This window comes from Kribbella jejuensis (genome assembly GCF_006715085.1).
Lineage (GTDB): Bacteria > Actinomycetota > Actinomycetes > Propionibacteriales > Kribbellaceae > Kribbella > Kribbella jejuensis.
Genome location: NZ_VFMM01000004.1, coordinates 747122 through 766831, shown reverse-complemented (window position 1 = coordinate 766831; position 19710 = coordinate 747122). Strand labels below are relative to the sequence as shown.

Below are 19710 nucleotides of genomic sequence, written 5' to 3'. Positions count from 1 at the left end.
CGCAGCTAGAACTTCGACCCCGGGGTCGAACTACCACCAGGTGAATCGGTCGGCAGCGACGTCGGGATCCCGGTCGTCGGCGTCACCGGCACCGTCGGGCTGCTGGTCGGCGAGCCCGTCCCAGGCGGCGGGGTGGTCGGCGTGATCGTGACGGTCGCGGTGTTCGTCGGCGTCGGTACGACGGGCGGCGGCTCCAGCGGCGGCGCGTTCCGGAACAGCAGCCACGCCAGGAACACCGCGAGCGCCATGATCACGGCCATGGTCAGCAACGCGAGCGCCAGGGCCCAGCGGGACGCCGGTCGCAGCGCGTTCGGCCAGGGGAGCGGCCAGATCCGGAACAGACCCGGACGCCGGCGGTTCTCCCAGTAGTGGCGGAAGTCCGGGCCGCGGAGCTTCCCGGGCTGCGGGATCCGGTCCATCAGTACCGCGGACAGGATGTCCTCGCCCCGGCGTTCGGCGATCAGCCGCTCGTCGGACGCCGCGCTGGACCCGTCGTCGGGACGGATCGGGCCGATCGCGGCCCAGAGCGCCAGATCGTCGTCGTCGGCGTCGTTGTGCGCCAGTACGGCGGATTCGGGCAGCTCGTCGACGGCGTTCACGAACCGTTCCCGGGCGGCGGCGTCGTCGGCGGAGCCCTCGGTCATCATCGCGACGATCGCGTCCCGGCCGTCGTCGGTGCTGGCGGCGTACAGGTAACCGGCCGCGTTCGCGCCGAGCCGGCCGCGCAACCAGAACTCGCCGACCCGCGGCGGGTCCTCCGGCTGCAGCGGCAGCGCCGCCGGAATCTCCAGCGCAGGCGGCGCGGCCGGCTCGGCGGCCGGCTGCACCTCGGTCTGGGATTCGGTCGCAGTCATCACCCCAATCCCACCACATGCCTGGTAGCACTGTCGCCACAGCACCGATTTGCACGGCGGGGGAGGATGGGACGGGGCTCCGCGGGCGCTGGCCCCGGCGATCTGATGGAATACCCGGTGTTGCAAGTGGGGATTGAGAGTGTTTGACAAGGCTCGCGTGCGGGCCCCGGAAGGACAGGCATGACCGAAACCACGGTGCCGGCGGGAACGGTGGCCCAGCAGTCCCGGCTGATCGGCGAGGCCGTCGGCGAGGTCAAGCGGGTGATCGTCGGCCAGGAGCACATGGTCGAGACCCTGATGGTGTCGTTGCTGGCCAAGGGTCACTGCCTGCTCGAGGGTGTTCCGGGCGTCGCCAAGACGCTGGCGGTCCGGACCTTCGCCAGCGTGGTCGGCGGCTCGTTCGCCCGGATCCAGTTCACTCCCGACCTGGTTCCTTCCGACATCGTCGGCACCCGGATCTACCGGCAGACCCGCGAGGCCTTCGACATCGAGCTGGGCCCGACGTTCGTGAACTTCGTACTGGCCGACGAGATCAACCGCGCGCCGGCCAAGGTGCAGTCCGCGATGCTGGAGCTGATGGCCGAGCGGCAGGTGTCGATCGGCGGCCAGACCTTCCCGATGCCGAAGCCGTTCATCGTGATCGCCACCCAGAACCCGATCGAGTCCGAGGGTGTCTATCCGCTGCCCGAGGCGCAGCGCGACCGGTTCCTGGTGAAGATCGACGTACCCCATCCGCGCGGCCACGAGGAGTTCGAGATCCTCCGCCGGATGAGCGTCGACCCGCCGGAGCCGCGGCAGGTGCTGAAGCCGGAGACGATCCTCGAGCTGCAGCGGTCCGCGGAGCAGGTGTTCGTCCACAACCTGGTCGCGGAGTACGCCGTCCGCCTGGTGATGGCGACCCGGACGCCGACCGACTTCCACCTGCCGGACCTGGAGCCGATCATCGAGCTCGGCGTCAGCCCGCGGGCCACCCTCGGCCTGATCGCCGCCGGCCGGGGACTCGCGCTGATCCACGGCCGCGACTACCTGCTGCCCAGCGACATCCAGACCGTCGCGCTCGACGTGATGGGCCACCGGCTCGGCCTGACCTTCGACGCGGTCGCGGACAACATCGACCCGCGCGCCGTGATCGAGCGCATCCTGGCCACCGTCCCGCCGCCGCAGCCGGTCTGGCGCGACGGCACCGACGGCACCGGCCGCCCGGAGTTCGTGTAGTGCCCAACCGACCCGATCCACGAGCTGCGATGACGATCTCGCAGCTTGCTCCCGAGCGTGCGTTGCGGCGGCTCGAGCTGACCGTCGTACGGCGGTTGGAGGGCTACCTGCACGGCGAACACCTCGGCCTGCTGCCCGGTCCTGGCACCGAGCTGGCCGAGGCCCGCGAGTACCAGGTCGGCGACGACGTCCGCCGGATGGACTGGGCGGTCACCGCGCGGACCACGATCCCGCACGTCCGCGACCTGATCGCGGACCGTGAGCTGGAGACCTGGGCGCTGGTCGACCTGTCCGCCTCGATGGACTTCGGTACGTCGAACCTCGAGAAGCGCGAGCTAGCCGTCGCCGCCGTCGCGACCGTCGGGTTCCTCACCCACCGGCTCGGCGACCGGTTCGGCGGGTTGATGCTGCGCGACTCGGCGCTGCGGCGCTGGCCGGCCCGCTCCGGGCGCCTGGCGCTGTACGGCCTGCTCCGCGCCCTGCTGGCCGAGCAGTTCGAGGGCGACCAGGAGGCGCACCGCAGCGACCTGGCCGCCGCGCTGGAGTCGATGGCGCGGACGCAGCGCAAGCGTGGCCTGCGGGTGATCGTGTCGGACTTCCTCACCCCGCAGGACGGCGAGGTGGCCAGCCAGATCGAGCCGTCCTGGGAGCGCGCGATGCGCAAGCTGACCGCCCAGCACCAGGTGCTCGCGGTCGAGATCGTCGACCCCCGCGAGCTCGAACTCCCGAACATCGGCGTGGTCACGATCGGTGACCCCGAGACCGGCGAGGTCCGCGAGATCGACACCCGGCGGCGCAAGGTCCGGGACGCGTTCGCGGTCGCGGCGCTCGCGCAGCGGGAACGAACCAGGGCCGCCCTGCGTAGGGTAGGTGCGGGACATCTGGTACTGCGGACCGACCGGGACTGGGTCGCCGACACCGTGCGGTTCGTGCTCGCGTACCGGCGGGTTGCGCCCCGCCTGCACCAACCGCCGAAGGGAGTGGCTCGCTGATGCAGTTCCTGTCGCCCGGGCGGTTGTGGTTCCTGCTGCTCATCCCGCTGATCGTCGCGGGGTACATCTTCCTTCAGCACCGTCGCTCGCAGTACGCGCTGCGCTTCACCAACATCGCGCTGCTGGACCGCGTCGCGCCACGGCGCCCGCAGTGGCGGCGGCACCTGGCCGTCGGGTTGGCGCTGCTGGCCGCGCTGGCCTGCATCCTCGCGTTCGCGCAGCCGAAGGACCAGGTGAAGGTGCCGCGCGAGCGGGCCACGATCGTGGTCGCGATCGACGTGTCGCTGTCGATGATGGCGACCGACATCGAGCCGAACCGGCTGGAGGCCGCGAAGGAGTCGGCCAAGGAGTTCGTGAACTCGCTGCCGGCCAAGTTCAACGTCGCACTGGTCAACTTCGCCGGTACGGCGTCCATCATCGTGCCGCCGACCACCGACCGGGCCACGGTCGACCGCTCGATCGACGGCCTGGAACTGGCCGAGTCGACCGCGACCGGCGAGGGCATCTTCACCTCGCTGCAGGCGCTCACCCAGGTCCCCGCCGACCCGGCGCACCCGAACGACCCGGCCCCGGCCCGGATCGTAATGCTGTCCGACGGCAAGCGGACGGTCGGCCGGACCGCCCAGGAGGGCGCGCAGGCCGCGAAGGCGAAGAACACGCCGATCTACACGATCTGCTTCGGCACCGACTCCGGCTTCATCGAGATGGACGGGATCCGGCAGCGCGTGCCACCGGACCGCACCGAACTGCGCAGCATCGCCGAGATCAGCGGCGGCGAGGCGTACACGGCCGAGTCCGCGGGCGAACTGAAGGACGTCTACAAGAACATCGGCTCCTCGGTCGGCTACGACAAGGTCGACAAGGAGATCACCGCCCGCTTCGCCGGCATCGCGATGCTCCTGACGCTAGCCGCCGCCGGCGCCTGCATCGCCCTGGCAACCCGCTTCCCCTAGGCGTCAACGAGCCGCATCACAGGTTGAGCTGTGGCTGAAACGTGGCGTCGTTGCGCGGAAGCACGTGGATCGCGGTGACCTCGACGAGCAGGTCACCGTGCACCGGATCGGTGCCGCTGATGTGCATGACGGTGCCGGTCGCGCTATCGCGCGCGATGCGCAGGTTCCTGACCTGCTCGTGCGGGACGGTGAACCAGTCGACCTCTTTGCCGGACAGCCGGGCGTCGTCCACGACGGGAACGGGCTCGTGCTCTGCCCCGAGCCACAAGGCTGCCGAACGGAGATCGCGGAGCGCGGATACCTCGGTTGCGGGTTCCCACCACACGACCTCACCGGCAGCGTTGTCGTCCAGCGGCGGGGATGTGGTGAGCTGACCGTCGTACACCCACGCGATCTGACTGTCAGTCGCAAGCCACAGGAGCATTCCTGTGTCGTCACGCACGCAGGTCTCGGTCGCCGTCATCCAGGCCCGAAGCAGGCGTGGTGCGTGCCGCACCGCGCCCGCGGTCCGGATGGTCAGGTCGACCATGGAGTCCGATGCCACCGCATCGCGTCCTGGCCCGGGTGCCGGGGACGGCGTCGACGGGCCGGGTGAACTGTCAGTCATTGGCAACGCCCTAGCGGGTGGCCGGTGCGACTGGCACCTCGGCGCGGATGTCATCGATTCCGGATGGTGCGGAGTCTACGCCTCGGTCACGCGGCTGCGCGTTTTCGTTCGAGGCGTTGCTGGTTCGGCCATCTGACGTCGTAGGCCCAGCCGAGGCGTTCGGCCTGTTTGATGAACCAGGCGTTGATGTCGATCTGGCCTTTGAGTACGCCGTGGCGGGCACAGGTGGGGTCGGCGTGGTGGAGGTTGTGCCAGGACTCGCCCTGGCTCAGGATGGCCAGCCACCAGACGTTTCCCGCCCGGTCGCGGGAGACGAACGGTTTGTTACCTGTGACGTGGCAGATCGAGTTGATCGAGAACGTGACATGGTGCATCAGGGCGATCCGGACCAGAGTTCCCCAGAAGAATCCGGTCGCTGCGCCGTGCCACGACCTGTCCCACAGCCCACCGATGAGCGCGGGCGCCAAGAGAGATACGGCCACCAGCGGACGGAAGAGCCGCGAGACCGCCACCAGGTCACGGTCGGCCAGCAGGTCCGGGGCGTAGTGCTTGGGCTCCGCCCGATCCTCGCCCCACAGCACCCACCCGACGTGGGCGAAGACGAACCCCTTGGTGACCGCCCACGCGGTGGTGCCGTAGCGCCAGGGCGAGTGCGGATCGCCCTCTCGATCGGAGAACTTGTGATGTTTGCGGTGGTCGGCCACCCAGCGGATGACCGGACCTTCGAGCGCCAGCGTCCCGGCGACCGCGAGGGCGATCTTGAGGCCACGCGTGCTCTTGAAAGATCCGTGCGTGAAACATCGGTGGTATCCCATGCCGATACCGGTGGTGGTGATCACGTAGAACACGACCAGCAGCACGATGTCGTGCCAGCCGATCCAGCCGCCCCAGGCGAAGTAGATTGCCAGTGGCACCGCGAGGGTAGGCACCACGATGAAGACCCAGATGAGGCCGCGCTCGAGTTTCCCTCCGACGGCCTGGAATTCGCCCATACCTGTATCAGTACCCGCGCCGCCCCGATTTGAGCCTCCTTCGGCGTAGCTCTGTCATCCGGTGCGACACGACGGTGATGTGGTTGACACGGCGAGGTTACTGGTGTTCGTGGGAGCGGTGGTGCAAGATGGTCAAGTGTTTCGCGGGTCATCTTGTGATGCCCTGAGGGACTGAGTGCACCGACGATCGACGAGCTGCTTCGAGAACGCTGGGGAAGGCGCCCCTCGAGCACAGGAGGTCCCGGTGGCGACGACTCGTGGCGTGCTGTACGTCCACACGGTGCCGTCAGCGTTGTGCCCGCATGTCGAGTGGGCCGCGGGCGGCGTCCTTGGCGTGCCCGTGAAACTGGACTGGACGCCGCAACCAGCGGCGCAGGGCACGTACCGGGCCGAGCTGTCCTGGCAGGCCGAGGCCGGCACGGCGGCCAAGCTCGCCTCCGCCCTGCGCGGCTGGCAGAAGCTGCGGTTCGAGGTCACCGAGGAGCCGAGCAACGGCGCCGAGGGCGAGCGGTACTCGTTCACGCCCGAGCTCGGCATCTTCCATGCGACCACCGGCGTCCACGGCGACATCATGGTCCCCGAGGAGCGGCTGAAGGCCGCGATGCTGAAGGCGGCCGCAGGCGAGGCCGACCTGACCGAGGAGGTCGAGCGTTTGCTCGGCCGCCCCTGGGACGACGAACTCGAGCCCTTCCGCTACGCCGGCGACGGCGCGCCCGTGCGCTGGCTGCACCAGGTCGTCTGAGGCGGGTTGGCTAAGGAGATCCTGAGAACTTCGGAAGAAAGCTCTGAAGCCCACAGACTTGGCCGAACTTTTCGGTGAGACTGAGCATCAGACATTCCACATGGGTGGGAGGGGCCGTGGCCGCTGGGCCACCGGGTGTCGGGACACCCCCGGTGGTTGTGAACAACAGCGGCCGCACCACGTGAAGGGCGCGAACCTCAGGGTTCGCGCCCTTCAGGCTTTCAGAGCGGAATGTTGCCGTGGGCACCACGGCGCGGTCCGTCGGCCTCGGCCTGAGCCAGCGCGCCGGCCAGTGCCGTACGAGTGCGGGTCGGCTCGACGACCTCGTCGACGACGCCGATCTCGCGGGCGCGATCGATGCCCCCGGCAATCTTTTCGTGTTCGGCGGCCAGCTCGGCCTCGACCTGCGACCGGAGCTCCGGCTCCACCTCTGCAAGCCGGCGCCGGTGCAACACCCGGACAGCGGCGACCGCGCCCATCACGGCGACCTCGGCCCGCGGCCACGCGAACACTCGGGTAGCGCCCAGCGACCGCGCGTTCATTGCGATGTACGCCCCGCCGTAGGTCTTCCGCGTCACCAGGGTCACCCGCGGTACGACGGCCTCCGCGAACGCGTGCAGCAGCTTCGCGCCGCGCCGTACGACGCCGTCCCACTCCTGGCCCACGCCCGGTAGATAACCCGGTACGTCGACCAGGACGACGAGCGGGACGCCGAAGGCGTCGCACATCCGGACGAACCGGGACGCCTTCTCCGCGGACAGCGCGTCCAGGCAGCCGCCGAGCCGGAGCGGGTTGTTCGCGATCACGCCGACGGTCCGGCCGCCGAGCCGGCCGAGCGTGGTGACGATGTTCGGCGCCCAGCGCTGGTGGAGCTCGACGCCTGCCGGCGCGGCGTCCTCGTCGAGCACCCCTCCGACCAGCGGATGGACGTCGTACGCGCGTTTCGCCGACTCCGGCAGGAATCCGGACAGGTCGATGTCCGGGATGTCCGTGGCGATCGTGCCCTGGTTCGCGAGCAGGTCGGTCAGCCGCCGCGCCTGCTCCAGCGCGTCCGCCTCGGAGTCGGTGGTGATGTGGACGACGCCGGAGCGGCGGCCGTGCGGCTCGGGACCGCCGAGCCGGAGCATGTCGACGTCCTCGCCGGTGACCGAGCGGACCACGTCCGGTCCGGTGACGAAGATGCGTCCTTCGGGCCCGAGGATGACGATGTCGGTGAGGGCCGGGCCGTACGCCGCTCCACCCGCCGCCGGTCCGAGGACGACGGACAGCTGCGGGATCTTCCCGGACGCCTGGGTCATCGCGTAGAAGATCTTGCCGACCGCATGCAGGCTCAGGACGCCTTCGGCCAGCCGGGCGCCGCCGGAGTGCCAGAGCCCGATGATCGGTACCTGCTCCGCCCGCGCGACCTCGTACGCCTTGACGACGACCTCGCAGCCCTCGTCACCCATCGCGCCGCCCATCACGGTCGCGTCCGAACAGAAGGCGACCACCGCGGCCCCGGCGACGGTCCCGCGAGCCGCGACCATCCCCGACAGGTTGTCGGGGGTGATCAGCTCCAGGCTGCCTCGGTCGAGCAGGTTCGTCAGACGGGTGACCGGGTTCCGCGGGTCCTGCTCACGAGGAAGCTTGACGGGCTTCGCCGGGGCGACGGTCATGTGAACTACACCGACTTGAAGGCGATGGCGGCGTTGTGGCCGCCGAAGCCGAAGGAGTTGTTCAGCGCGGCGATGTCGCCCTCGGGCAGCTTGCGCTGCTCGGTCGCGATGTCCAGCTCGATCTGGTCGTCGAGCTTGTCGATGTTGATGGTCGGCGGCGACACCCGGTGATGCACGGCCAGCACGGTGGCGATCGACTCGACCGCGCCGGCGCCGCCGAGCAGGTGACCGATCATCGACTTCGGCGCGGTCGCGACCGCGTGGTCGGCGTCCTTGCCGAGCGCCTGCCGGATCGCGAGTGACTCGGCGATGTCACCCTGCGGGGTGGACGTGGCGTGCGCGTTGATGTGGAAGATGTCCGCCGGGGTCAGGTCGCCCTCGGACAGCGCCCGCTGCATCGCCCGCCGGGCACCCGAACCGGTCGGGTCGGGCTGCGCGATGTCGTGGCCGTCGGCGGAGATGCCCGCACCGGCGAGTTCGGCGTAGATCTTCGCGCCGCGCGCCTTGGCGTGCTCGTACGACTCGAGGATCAGGATGCCGGCGCCCTCACCGAGCAGGAAGCCGTCGCGGTCGACGTCCCACGGACGGGAGGCCTTCTCCGGCTCGTCGTTGCGCTTGCTGAGCGCCTGCATCATCCCGAACGCGGCCAGCGGCAGCGCCATGATCGCGCCCTCGGCGCCACCGGCGATCACCACGTCCGCGCGGCCGAGCCGGATCTGGTCCAGGCCGAGCCAGATCGCCTCGTTGCCGGACGCACAGGCCGAAACCGGCGTGTGGACGCCGGCCTGCGCGCCGAACTCCAGGCTGACGTAGGCGGCCGACGAGTTCGGCATCAGCATCGGGATCGCGAGCGGTGACACCCGGCGCGGGTTGGACTGCAGGGCGTCGTAGTTCGCCAGGGTGGTGTGCAGGCCGCCGATCCCGGAGGCCACCGCGACGCCGAGTCGCTCCTTGTCCAGCCCGGAGTCGGCCAGGCCGGCGTCGGCCCAGGCCTCGCGGGCGGCGACCACGGCGAGCTGCGCGGTCCGGTCCAGCCGGCGGGCCTTGACCCGCTCGATGACCTCGGTCGGCTCGACCGCGGCCGGTGCGGCGATCTGCACCGCCAGGTTCTGCACCCACTCGTCGGTCAGCCGCCGCGCGCCGGAGCGGCCGGCCAGCAACCCTTCCCAGGAGCTGGCCACGTCGCCCCCGAGCGGGGTCGTGGCTCCGAGCCCGGTGATGACGACTCGGGTCTTCGGCATGGTTACCTCATCCTTCACATGGACGTTGTGCGGTTGGGAGCGAGGGGTGGGTACTGCTGGTGCTCACCGGAAACGATCCGATGAGCACCCGGGGCCGGCACGGGTGACGGAAGCGTCAGCCGTTCTGGGCGCGCTCGATGAACGCGACGGCGTCGCCGACGGTCTTCAGGTTCTTCACCTCGTCGTCGGGGATCTTCACGTCGAACTTCTCCTCGGCGGCCACCACGACCTCCACCATGGAGAGCGAGTCGACGTCGAGGTCGTCGGTGAAGGACTTGTCCAGCTGGACGTCCTCGACCGGGATGCCGGCGATCTCGTTCACGATCTCGGCGAGGCTGGAACGGATCTCTTCGGTGCTGGCCATCTCTTGGTTTCCCTTTCGGATTTCTGCTGACAGAACCAGCTTCGCTGGCTACCGGTGCAGCCACCTGAGCTGCCCCGGACAACTATGGACTACGGCAACCGGACCACTTGGGCTGCGTACACGAGCCCGGCGCCGAAGCCGATGATCAACGCGAGGTCGCCGCTCTTGGCTTCGCCGTTCTCGCGCATCGCGGTGATCGCGAGCGGGATCGAGGCCGCGGACGTGTTGCCCTGCCGCTCGATGTCGCGCGCGACCTTGACGTGCTCGGGCAGCTTGAGCGCCCGGCGCATCGCGTCGGTGATCCGCATGTTCGCCTGGTGCGGTACGAAGACGTCGAGCTGCTCGGCCTTCACGCCGGCCACGTCGAGCGCCTGCTGCGCGGTCTTGGCCATCTCGTACGACGCCCAGCGGAACACCGGGTTGCCGTCCATCGTGAGGTGCGGCCAGTTGAAGCTGCCGAACACCTCCTGCCAGGACTCCTTCTGGCTGATCACCTGGTGCTGCGTCCCGTCCGAGCCCCAGACCACCGGGCCGATCCCCGGTTCGTCGGCCGGGCCGACGATCGCAGCCCCGGCGCCGTCGGCGAAGATGAACGCCGTACTGCGGTCGGTCCGGTCGGTGATGTCGCTGAGCCGCTCGACGCCGATCGCCAGCACGTACTTCGCGCTGCCGCCGCGGACCAGGTCGTTCGCCATCGCGACGCCGTAGCAGAAGCCCGCGCAGGCCGCCGAGATGTCGAACGCGGCCGCGGTCGGGGCACCCACCTCGACCGCCACCCGGGTCGCGATCGCGGGCGTCTGGTACAGATGGGTGACGGTCGCGACGATCACGCAGCCGATCTCGGCCGGGTCGATGCCGGACTCGGCGATCGCGTCCTTGGCTGCGTTCACCGACATCATCAGCACGGTCTCGTCATCGCCGGCCCAGCGGCGCTCCTTGATCCCGGAGCGGGTCTGGATCCACTCGTCGCTGGAGTCGATCTGCTCGAGGATCTCCGAGTTCGGTACGACGCGACGCGGCCGGTACGACCCGATCCCGAGGATCCCGGCGTACTGCGCGCCGCTCGACGCGGTGATCACGAGGCGCTCCCCGTGGGGTGCAGGCGGAGCAGGGGCTGACCCGGGGCGACCGGGTCGCCCTCCTCGGCGAGCCACTCGACCACGATGCCACCGTGCGGAGCGGTCACCTCGACCTCGTCGCGGAGGCTCGCGACCTTGGCCACGACCTCTCCGGCCGCGACGGTGTCACCGGACTCCCGCCGGACCGCGGCGTCCCGGGTGAAGGTGCCCTTGATCGGGGCGACCAGCAGGCGCCAGGTGGGGGAGGCGTCGATCTCCGACGGGCTGCCATGCTTCTCGACGAACGCGCGGGCGTCGTCGAGCTGATCCGGGGTCTTCAGCGCGAATGTCTCGACGCCCTTGAGGGCGCGTCGTGCGATCCCGGTCAGCGTGCCCGCCGGGGGCAGCTCCAGGATGCCGGTCACCTCGAGGTCGGCCATGGTCTGCATGCACAGGTCCCAGCGGACCGGCGCGTTCACCTGCGTGACGAGCCGCTGCAGCACGTCCCGGCCGTCGTGGACGACGTGACCGTCGCGGTTCGAGATCAGCCGGGTCCGCGGGTCGTGGGTGCTGATCGCGGTCGCGTACTTCGCCAGCGTCTGCACCGCGGGCTCCATGTGCCGGGTGTGGAACGCCCCGGCCACCGACAGCGGGATCAGCCGGGCCTTCGCCGGCGGGTCGGCGGCCAGCGCGGCCAGCTCGTCGACGGTGCCGGCGGCAACGATCTGGCCGGGGCCGTTGTCGTTGGCCGGGGTCAGGCCGTGTTCGGCGAGCTTGGCCAGGATCTCGTCCCGGTCGCCACCCAGCACCGCGGTCATCGACGTCGGGGTCAGCGCGGCCGCGGCGGCCATCGCCTTGCCGCGCTCGCGGACCAGGACCATCGCCTGCTCGGCGGTCAGTACGCCGGTGCCGGCCGCGGCGGCGAGCTCACCGACGCTGTGCCCGGCCACCGCGCCGACCTTGGCGAACGCGTCGGCCGGGTGCGGGAACACCGCCAGCGCGGCCAGCATGCCGGACGCGACCAGCAGCGGCTGCGCGATCGCGGTGTCCCGGATCGTGTCCGCGTCGGCCTGGGTGCCGTAGTGGGCGAGGTCGAGACCGGCGACCGCGGAGAGCCAGTTCAGCCGGCTCTCGAACACGGGATCCGCCAGCCACGGCTCGAGGAATCCTGGAGTCTGGGCACCCTGACCGGGCGCGACGATGACGAGCACGAGACCACTCTCCCTCAGCCGGGCCCGATCGGAGCGGCATCGCGAGCACGAAATCTCCCGGGCGGGTTTTGTGGGAATCCTACAAAACCGGGTTCCCGGGCTCCGGGCTGAGCAGGCGGCCCAACGTCAGTGCGACACGCAACGTGAAACTGTCGCGGGGATTCAGCGGGTTGTAGCCCGTGAGGTCCGCCACACGCTTCAGCCGGTACCGGACGGTATTGGCGTGCACGAACAGCGCACGGGCCGTCGCCTCGATCGAGCCGCCGGAGTCCAGGTACGCCGAGACCGTGTCGAGCAGCGCGCCGTCGCCCGCGGTGAGCGGGGCGTAGACCTCGTTCGCGAGCTGCCGGCGGGCGTGGCCGTCTCCGGAGAGTGACCGTTCGGGCAGGAGTTCGTCGGCGTACACGGGTCGCGGTGCACCCGGCCAAGCGGCCACCGCCCGCAGTCCGGCGACGGCCGCGCGGGCCGAGGTGACGGCGGACATCAGGTCCTTCACGACTGGGCCGACGACGATCGGACCGGGGCCGAACCAGCGGGTGAGTTTTTGTACGATCTCCACAGGTTTGCTGCTCCCGCCCAGTACCACCACCAGCCGGTCGCCCTGGACCGCGCACAGTGCGTCAGCACCCGCCTCGCGCGCGGCGTGCCGGACCAGGTCGACGACGCTCGAGCCGCTGTTGGCGGGAGCGGGCGTCTCGGCGGCCGGTGCCCGACCGACGACGACGGCCACCTCGGCGGCTCCCGCCGTACCGATGGCGCCGGTCCAGCCGAGGGCGGAGGCGCGGGAGCGGACCGACTCGTCGGTCTCGCCGCGGATCACCGAGTCGACCAGCAGCGCCTCGAGCCGGGCGTCCCAGGCGCCGCGCATCTCGGCGGCCTGCGCGTACACGGTGGCGGCGGCGAACGCGACCTCGCGCGCGTACCGCTGGATCGCCTCGTGCACCACCGGTACGTCGGCCGGCGGCAGCAGCGTGCCGATCGTGGTCTCGATGGTCTCGATCGTGGTCCGGACCAGGTCGACGGTCTGGTGCAGCGAGATCACCCGGGTGAACTCGCGCGGCGCCGAGCCGAAGATCCGGGTCGGCATCGACGAGTGCGCCTCCGGGTCGCGGAACCAGTCGACGAACGCGGAGATCCCGGACTGCGCGACCAGCCCGATCCAGGACCGGTCCTGCGCCGACAACTGGCCGAACCAGGGCAGCTTGGCCTCCATCGCCGCCATCGCCGCGGTCGCGAGCGCGCCCGTCGCCGCCTGCAGCCGGTCGGCCCGCGCCCGATGCCCGTCTCTCGCCACGCCTCGACCTTAGGCCCTGTCGGGTGATCCGGCGCCTACTGCGGGGCGGTTCCCGGCCGGCTCGAGGGTGATGGTCCGGGGGTCCGCCCTGCGATGATGGAACGCATGACGGACAAGGCGGGCGTCGAGGACGCGATCGCGGCGCTGCGGGCGATCGGGTACTACCTGGAGCGGGACCGGCAGCCGACGCACCGGGTGAAGGCGTACCGGCGGGCGGCGGACACGATCGCGGCGCTGCCGGCTGCCGAGGTCCGGGCCCGCCGCCGGGCCGGCACGCTGACCGAGCTGCCCGGGATCGGCCCGAAGACCGAGGCGGTGATCGTCGAGGCGATGGACGGCGCCACCCCGTCGTACCTGGTGAAGCTGGAGGAGGCGGCGGGTGAGCTGACCACGGCCGGCAACCGGCTGCGCGCCGACCTGAAGGCCGATCTGCACCTGCATTCGGAGTGGTCCGACGGCGGCAGCCCGATCGAGGAGATGGCCCGTACGGCGCACCGCCTCGGGCACTCCTACATCGCACTCACCGACCACTCCGCGCGGCTCACCGTCGCCAGCGGGCTGTCCCGCGAGCGCCGCCTGCAACAGCTCGAGGTCGTTGCCGAGCTCAACAAGAAACTGCAGGACGAGCTGGACGGGTTCACGATCCTGAACGGCATCGAGGTGGACATCAACGAGGACGGATCGCTCGACTGCGACTCCGAGATCCTGGCCCGGCTGGACGTCGTGGTGGCCAGTGTGCACTCGAAGCTGCGGATGCCGTCCGAGCCGATGACCGAGCGGATGGTGCGCGCGATCGCCAACCCGCACGTCGACGTACTCGGGCACTGCACCGGCCGGTTGATCACCGGCGGCCGCGGCACCCGGCCGGAGTCGGAGTTCGACGCCGAGGTCGTGTTCGAGGCGTGCCGCCAGTTCGGTACGGCGGTCGAGATCAACTCCCGCCCGGAACGCCTGGATCCGCCGAAACGGCTGCTGTCGCTGGCGGTCGAGACCGGCTGCCTGTTCTCGATCGACACCGACGCGCACGCGCCGGGACAACTCGACTGGCAGGTCTACGGCTGCGAACGCGCCGAGGACTGCGGGGTCGCGCCGGAGCGCGTCATCAACACCTGGGACCAGCAGGTTCTGTTGGATTGGACTGCATCATGAGTGATCTCGAGAAGGATCCGGCCGAGGTTGTCGGGACCGGGGACTGTGAGGGCCCGACCCTGGAGCTGCTCGAAGGGCGGGAGGTCGTGCTGGGGCGGTCCACGACCGTGCGGCGGCTGCTTCCGAACAAGAACCGGCGGATGGTCGGCGCGTGGTGCTTCGTCGACCACTACGGACCGGACGACCTGACGCAGCGCGTCGATTCGTACGACGTACCGGGGGAGCGCGGTATGCACGTACCGCCGCATCCGCACACCAGCCTGCAGACCGTCAGCTGGCTCTTCGAGGGCGAGATCGAGCACCGCGACAGCGTCGGTTCGCACGCGTTCGTCCGCCCGGGCGAGCTGAACATCATGACCGCCGGCAACGGCATCGCACACTCCGAGGTCTCGACGCCGGACGCGCCGCCGATGTTGCACGGCGCCCAACTGTGGGTGGCGCTGCCGGACGGCGTTCGTACGACGACTCCGCCGGCCTTCAACGCGTACGCCGATCTCCCGGAGCTGGAGTTCGACGGCGCCCACGCGACCGTGATGATCGGTACGGTCGCCGGCGTCACCTCACCCGCGCCCGCGTACACGCCACTCGTCGGTGCCGACATCACGATCGAGGCCGGTCGTACGTTGGCGCTCCCGCTCACGTCGTCCAACGAGTACGCCGTGCTCGTCGTCGACGGCTCGCTGACGGTTGGTTCGTTGTCTCCGGGGTTCGGCGAGATGGTCTACCTGGGCGCCGGTCGGGACGTGGTCGAATTGGTTGCGTCCGGCAATGGAGTCCGCTTCCTGCTGCTCGGCGGCGAACCGTTCGAGGAGGAGCTGGTGATGTGGTGGAACTTCATTGGCCGCTCCCACGAAGAGATCGTTGCCGCTCGCAACGCCTGGCAAACCGCGATCAGCACCGGCGATCCGCGCTTCCCGATGGTCCCCGGCTACGACGGCGATCCGTTGCCGGCGCCGCCGTTGCCCGCGACCACGCTCAAACCGCGACCGCGGTCGCGCTGACCCGCCTGCGGTAGTACGCCCACGTGACGACGAGCAAGGCCGGTCCCCAGAGGTTCAATGGGCTGTAGCACGTCAGCATCAGGACCTTCCAGGGCGTGCTGCTGAACGGGATGAAGTGGCCGGTGTACGCGTCGCGGAAGGCGTACGTCCAGATCGCCATCAAGGACAGCGATCCGAGGACGGCCGGGACGATCGCGGCGTACGGGTGGACGCGCCGGCCGCCGATGAGCGGGAGCCGGCGCGGGGCGACCTCGCCCCAGCGGCTGACCAACCCGAGGGCGGTCAGCGCGACCAGCTCGGAGACGATCGTGAGGCTGACGACGTACAGCTTCTGCCCGAAACCGACGAGGTACGCCGGTGCGCCGGCGTCGTCGAGCATCCCCATCGACGAACCGAACACCAGCCCGAGCCGCCACAGCCCCGACGGCAAGGCCAGAAACGGGATCGCATGCGCGAGGACGTAGGCCCAGCGCGGGACGGGACGTTCTGTTGTAGTCACGTTCCGAGCATCGCCGTACGGAAGCCCCGCCGCCTCACCCGCCGGAGTGAACCCCGTCCCTCCGGAGGCCGATTCCCTGTTCCAGTACGTCGAACGCGTCGTCGATGACGGCGACCTGATCGCGGCGGACCTGCTCGACGTCGTCGCCCGCGATGATGCGGCCGACCGCGGTGTGCCAGATCGTGGTGATCGTCGAGGTCAGCAGGCTGCCGATCAAGCGGGACCGGAACTCGTCGCCGGTCTCCTCGGTCAGTAGCCCGGCGAGCAGTTCGGCGATCTCGTGTTCTTGTTCGATCATCCGGCTCATCAGTGCGGGGCTCTCGTGCAGCACGCTCCAGAAGCCGCGGACACCCTCGATGGCGCCGGACAGCGGGTGTCCGGCGGCCAGTAGTTCGTGCTGGTGCCGGCGCATCGCGACCGAGACCGGTTCGCCGGCCGGGCGGTCGCGGACCACGGCCTCGAGGTCGCGGAGACGGTCGAGGTGGCGGTCCAGGTACAGGTCTTCCTTGCGCGGGAAGTAGTTGAAGACGGTCATCTTCGAGACGCCGGCTGCCTCGGCGATCTCGGCGACCGTGACGGCGTCGAATCCGCGCACCACGAACAGCCCGGTGGCGATGTCGGCGATCATCCGCCGGGTCGCCTGTTTCTTTCGTTCGCGCAGTCCCTGCTCGGCCATGGTCGGAATTGTACTGGACCAAATTTTGTACTCGGTCTAAGATTCCTGCCATGGAGACCAAAGACGTAGTAATCGCCGGCGGCGGGCCGGTCGGGCTGATGCTCGCGTGTGAACTCCGGCTGGCCGGGCTGGAGGTGCTGGTCGTCGAGCGGCTGCTCGACATCGACCCGACGATCAAGGCGGGTTCGATCAACCTGCCGACCGCCGAGGCGCTGTACCGCCGGGGACTGCTGCCGGCGCTGCAGGAGGTGCAGCAGCAGGCGTTCGAGCAGATGAAGGCGTTCCGCGGCGGCAAGGCCCCGAGCGCCCCGCGACCGGCCGGACACTTCGCCGGGATCATGGTCGGCTGCGCGGGGATCGACTTCAGCGATCCGGACTTCCGCGACGCCGGGCCGGCCGCCTCGGTCTTCGTGGTCGGTCAACAGGCACTCGAGGCGATCCTCGGCGCGCGGGCCGCGGAGCTCGGCGTCGAGGTACGCCGCGGCGCCGAACTGACCGGTTTCACCACCGACGATGCCGGCGTTACCGTCCAGCTCGGCCCGACGGCGGACAACCAGGTTCGGGCCGAGTGGTTGGTGGGGTGTGATGGCGGGCGCAGTCTGGTGCGCAAGCTCGCCGGGTTCGACTTTCCGGGCACGGAGCCTGCGATCACCGGACGGCAGGCGATTGTCGAACTCGAAGGTGCCGAGAGGCTCAGGCCGAGCTGGCACTACACCGACACCGGTATCTATGCCCACGGACCGGTCCCGGGCCGGATCCTCACCGTGGAGTTCGACGGTCCGCCGGAGGATCGGGACGCCCCGATCACCGCCGAGGAGATCCAGGGCAGCCTGCGCCGGGTCTCCGGCGTCGACGTCACCGTCACGAAGCTGGTGTCGGCGACCCGTTTCACCGACAACGCCCGGCAAGTGACGTCGTACCGGAAGGGCCGGGTACTGCTCGCCGGCGACGCGGCACATGTGCACTCGCCGTTCGGCGGGCAGGGACTCAATCTCGGGATGGGCGACGCCGTCAACCTCGGCTGGAAGCTCGCCGCGACGATCCACGGCACCGCGCCCGACGGTCTGCTCGACACGTACACCACCGAGCGGCACCCGATCGGCGAGTGGGTGCTGGACTGGACGCGCGCGCAGATCGCCTTGATGGGCACGGATTCCCGGACGGCGGCGCTGCGGAGCGTCGTCGGTGACCTGCTCGCCACCCCGAGCGGATCGACGTACCTGGCCAAGAAGTTGTCCGGCGTGCTGCAGCGGTACCCGATCGAGGGCGACCACGAACTGGTCGGCACGAGCGCGCCGGACTTCGAGTTCGCGGACGGTACGCGGCTCGGCGAACACCTGGCCGACGGCAAGTCGCTGCTGCTCGACCTCGCCGACTCGCCCGCGATGCGGGAGGCCGCCGCTGGGCGAGTGCGGGTGCTGACGACGAAGTACGGCGGTGAGCTGACCGGCGTACTGATCCGGCCGGACGGGATCGTTGCCTGGGCTGCCTCGGACGGCTCCACGAACGGTCTGGATGAAGCGCTGGCGACGTGGTTGGGTCAGAGCAGGTCGTGATCGCGGGCGTAGGCGGCGGCTGCGGTGCGGGACGGTACCGCCAGCTTCGTGAAGATGTTGGTGAGGTGCCGGGCGACGGTCTTGTCGCTCAGCACCAGCCGGCGGGCGATCTCGGTATTGCTGTTGCCTGCAGCAACCAGTTTCAGGACCTCGAGTTCGCGGCCGGTCAGTCCGCCGGTCGTGGCGCGGCCGATCAGCCGCTCGACCTCGAACCGCGCGGGAACAGCGCCGAGCTCGGCGAACGTGCGGCAGGCGGCGGTCAGTTCGGCCGTCGCCGAGTCCTCGTCGCCGAGCAGCCGGACCGCCCGCCCGACCAGCACCTTCGCGCGGGCCACCTCGTACGGCGCCCGCAGTTCACCCCAGAGCTGCGCCGCCGCGCGCGCCGCCGGCAACGCGCGCTGCGGGTCCTCGGCCGCCAACGCGACCAGCGCCTGGCAGTACGCCGCTGACGCGCGCAGACCCGCGCACCCGAAGGATTCGGAGATGGCCGACAACTGGATCGCGACCTCCTCCGCGTCCCGCACTTCGTCACCGGCGAGCAGCACCTCGACCGCCCCGGCCAGCAGCCGTGACCGATGGACAGGGTCCATGGTCTCGGCGAGTAGCCGGCGGACGGCGGAAACCGCAGCCGGTACGCGGCCGCGCGCGACCAGCAACAACGCCCGGCCGGGTTGCGCTTCGTACCCGTACCGGGCGGCTTCGTCGTACGACGCCTCCGCTGCCGCGTAGTCGCCCCGGATCCGCAGGACATCGCCACGCTCACCCATCGCCAGCCCGGCCGCTGTGGTGGACCCCAGCGCCGCATATCGCCGGCAGGCCTCCTCGAATTCGGCCAGCGCCTCCGGGTAGGCCGCATGCAGCCGGAGGATCTGGCCGCGATGGACGGCGCACTGGCCGGTGAAGGGTACGAGATCCGGCTGGGTGTCGCACCAGCGGGTGAGCGCGGCCGTCCAGGTGGAGACGCGTTCGAAGTCGAGAACCTCCTGGCACCCTTCGATCATCGCGCAGTAAACGGTGCCGGCGAAGACCGTCGAGAGCTCGCCCGCGGCGACGCCGACCATCGCCTCGTCCAACGCTGCCAGACCTTCCGGCACGTGGCCGGAGTAGATCAGCATGCGGCCCTTGCAGACCAGGCCCTGGGCCACCAGATCGGCGTCGCCGTGCCGGCGTCCCACGCTGACGATCTCCTCGCCGACGGCCAGCGCCCCGGCGAAGTTGCCGCGTTCCAGGCAGCGGAAGAAGTCGTAGATCAACAGGTAGCCGCGCTCGACGACATCGCCGGGATGGTCGGCCAGCAGCCGCTCGGCCCGCGCCGCCCACCCGCTGCCGACCGCCCCCTCGCCGCGTCCGATGTGCACCCGGGCCAGCCAGTACGCGAACCGGACCGCCCCCAGCACCTCCCCGCTGTCGATCCGCTGCCGGTAGCCCCTCTGCAACGCCCGGATGCACGCATCCATGTCACCGAGCAGGAACGCCGCCATCCCCAACGTCATCAGCTCGTCCGCGCCCAAGCCCGCTCCGCCGGCTGCTTCCGCGTCGGCCGTTGTCAGCGTTTCGTAGGCGGTGGCCCAGTCGCGGCGCTCGAACGCGACCCGGGCTCGCTGTAGATCGTCGACAATCCCCATGGCTACCCCCACCCGCGAGCATGCCT

The 19710-nt window shown here is 70.2% G+C and carries 19 protein-coding genes; 7 read left to right on the top strand and 12 right to left on the bottom strand.

All coding sequences use genetic code 11. The annotated features are described in order from the left end of the window. Positions 1-5: 5 nt before the first annotated feature. A complete protein-coding gene (locus FB475_RS36310; protein WP_141862995.1) occupies positions 6-854 on the bottom strand; it encodes a hypothetical protein in 849 nt (282 codons plus the stop codon). 180 nt (positions 855-1034) lie between these two features. On the opposite strand from FB475_RS36310, the gene FB475_RS36305 reads away from it, so the two are divergent. From FB475_RS36305 to FB475_RS36295, 3 genes are read left to right on the top strand one after another with little or no spacing between them, the layout of a single operon-like run. After that, the gene (locus tag FB475_RS36305) at positions 1035-2069 is read left to right on the top strand and encodes an AAA family ATPase (RefSeq protein WP_141862993.1); all 1035 of its coding nucleotides are present in this window, start codon (positions 1035-1037) and stop codon (positions 2067-2069) included. Positions 2070-2098: 29 nt separating this feature from the next. Then, positions 2099-3061 carry a DUF58 domain-containing protein gene (locus FB475_RS36300; protein ID WP_141862991.1) on the top strand — a complete coding sequence of 321 codons (963 nt, stop codon included), beginning with the start codon at positions 2099-2101 and terminating at the stop codon, positions 3059-3061. Next, positions 3061-4014, top strand: a complete 954-nt coding sequence (locus FB475_RS36295; RefSeq protein ID WP_141862989.1) for a VWA domain-containing protein — start codon at positions 3061-3063, stop codon at positions 4012-4014. The genes FB475_RS36300 and FB475_RS36295 overlap by 1 nt, the downstream gene beginning before the upstream one ends. Before the next feature lie 16 nt (positions 4015-4030). Here FB475_RS36295 and FB475_RS36290 read toward each other — a convergent pair whose 3' ends face one another. Both FB475_RS36290 and FB475_RS36285 read right to left on the bottom strand, forming a co-directional pair. After that, a complete protein-coding gene (locus FB475_RS36290) occupies positions 4031-4558 on the bottom strand; it encodes a hypothetical protein (RefSeq protein WP_141862987.1) in 528 nt (175 codons plus the stop codon). Positions 4559-4707: 149 nt separating this feature from the next. After that, on the bottom strand, positions 4708-5613 hold the full coding sequence (locus FB475_RS36285; RefSeq protein ID WP_141862985.1) for an acyl-CoA desaturase: 906 nt from the start codon (positions 5611-5613) through the stop codon (positions 4708-4710). Between the two features lie 244 nt (positions 5614-5857). Here FB475_RS36285 and FB475_RS36280 point away from each other — a divergent pair, with 244 nt between their 5' ends. Further along, complete coding sequence (locus FB475_RS36280; protein ID WP_141862982.1) at positions 5858-6355, top strand: DUF3145 domain-containing protein; 498 nt, start codon at positions 5858-5860, stop codon at positions 6353-6355. A 221-nt stretch (positions 6356-6576) separates the two neighbouring features. On the opposite strand, the gene FB475_RS36275 is transcribed toward FB475_RS36280, so the two are convergent. From FB475_RS36275 to FB475_RS36250, 6 genes are all read right to left on the bottom strand, one after another. Next, positions 6577-8010 carry a carboxyl transferase domain-containing protein gene (locus tag FB475_RS36275; RefSeq protein WP_141862981.1) on the bottom strand — a complete coding sequence of 478 codons (1434 nt, stop codon included), beginning with the start codon at positions 8008-8010 and terminating at the stop codon, positions 6577-6579. A 5-nt stretch (positions 8011-8015) separates the two neighbouring features. Next, positions 8016-9251 (bottom strand): beta-ketoacyl-[acyl-carrier-protein] synthase family protein, encoded by a 1236-nt coding sequence (locus tag FB475_RS36270; RefSeq protein ID WP_141862979.1) that lies wholly within the window; start codon positions 9249-9251, stop codon positions 8016-8018. Positions 9252-9366: 115 nt separating this feature from the next. Next, positions 9367-9615 (bottom strand): acyl carrier protein, encoded by a 249-nt coding sequence (locus FB475_RS36265; protein WP_130380551.1) that lies wholly within the window; start codon positions 9613-9615, stop codon positions 9367-9369. 89 nt (positions 9616-9704) lie between these two features. Then, positions 9705-10694: a beta-ketoacyl-ACP synthase III gene (locus FB475_RS36260; RefSeq protein ID WP_141862977.1), complete on the bottom strand. Its 990-nt coding sequence runs from the start codon at positions 10692-10694 to the stop codon at positions 9705-9707. Then, on the bottom strand, positions 10691-11884 hold the full coding sequence (locus FB475_RS36255; protein ID WP_141862975.1) for an acyltransferase domain-containing protein: 1194 nt from the start codon (positions 11882-11884) through the stop codon (positions 10691-10693). The genes FB475_RS36260 and FB475_RS36255 overlap by 4 nt, the downstream gene beginning before the upstream one ends. A 79-nt stretch (positions 11885-11963) precedes the next feature. Next, positions 11964-13178: a PucR family transcriptional regulator gene (locus FB475_RS36250; protein WP_238332657.1), complete on the bottom strand. Its 1215-nt coding sequence runs from the start codon at positions 13176-13178 to the stop codon at positions 11964-11966. Positions 13179-13283: 105 nt separating this feature from the next. Here FB475_RS36250 and FB475_RS36245 point away from each other — a divergent pair, with 105 nt between their 5' ends. Next, on the top strand, positions 13284-14327 hold the full coding sequence (locus FB475_RS36245; RefSeq protein WP_238332656.1) for a PHP domain-containing protein: 1044 nt from the start codon (positions 13284-13286) through the stop codon (positions 14325-14327). Next, positions 14324-15328 (top strand): pirin family protein, encoded by a 1005-nt coding sequence (locus FB475_RS36240; RefSeq protein ID WP_141862971.1) that lies wholly within the window; start codon positions 14324-14326, stop codon positions 15326-15328. Before FB475_RS36245 ends, FB475_RS36240 begins: the two co-directional genes overlap by 4 nt. Here FB475_RS36240 and FB475_RS36235 read toward each other — a convergent pair. Together FB475_RS36235 and FB475_RS36230 are read right to left on the bottom strand one after the other, a co-directional pair. Then, positions 15303-15827 (bottom strand): hypothetical protein, encoded by a 525-nt coding sequence (locus tag FB475_RS36235; RefSeq protein WP_238332655.1) that lies wholly within the window; start codon positions 15825-15827, stop codon positions 15303-15305. The two genes, FB475_RS36240 and FB475_RS36235, sit on opposite strands and share 26 nt — an antisense overlap. Positions 15828-15861: 34 nt before the next feature. Next, entirely contained in the window at positions 15862-16503 is a 642-nt protein-coding gene (locus FB475_RS36230; RefSeq protein ID WP_141862969.1) for a TetR family transcriptional regulator, read from the bottom strand. A 50-nt stretch (positions 16504-16553) separates the two neighbouring features. On the opposite strand from FB475_RS36230, the gene FB475_RS36225 reads away from it, so the two are divergent. After that, entirely contained in the window at positions 16554-18059 is a 1506-nt protein-coding gene (locus FB475_RS36225) for an FAD-dependent monooxygenase (protein WP_141862967.1), read from the top strand. On the opposite strand, the gene FB475_RS36220 is transcribed toward FB475_RS36225, so the two are convergent. Next, complete coding sequence (locus FB475_RS36220) at positions 18044-19684, bottom strand: helix-turn-helix transcriptional regulator (protein WP_141862965.1); 1641 nt, start codon at positions 19682-19684, stop codon at positions 18044-18046. The genes FB475_RS36225 and FB475_RS36220 overlap by 16 nt on opposite strands. Between the last annotated feature and the right edge of the window lie 26 nt (positions 19685-19710).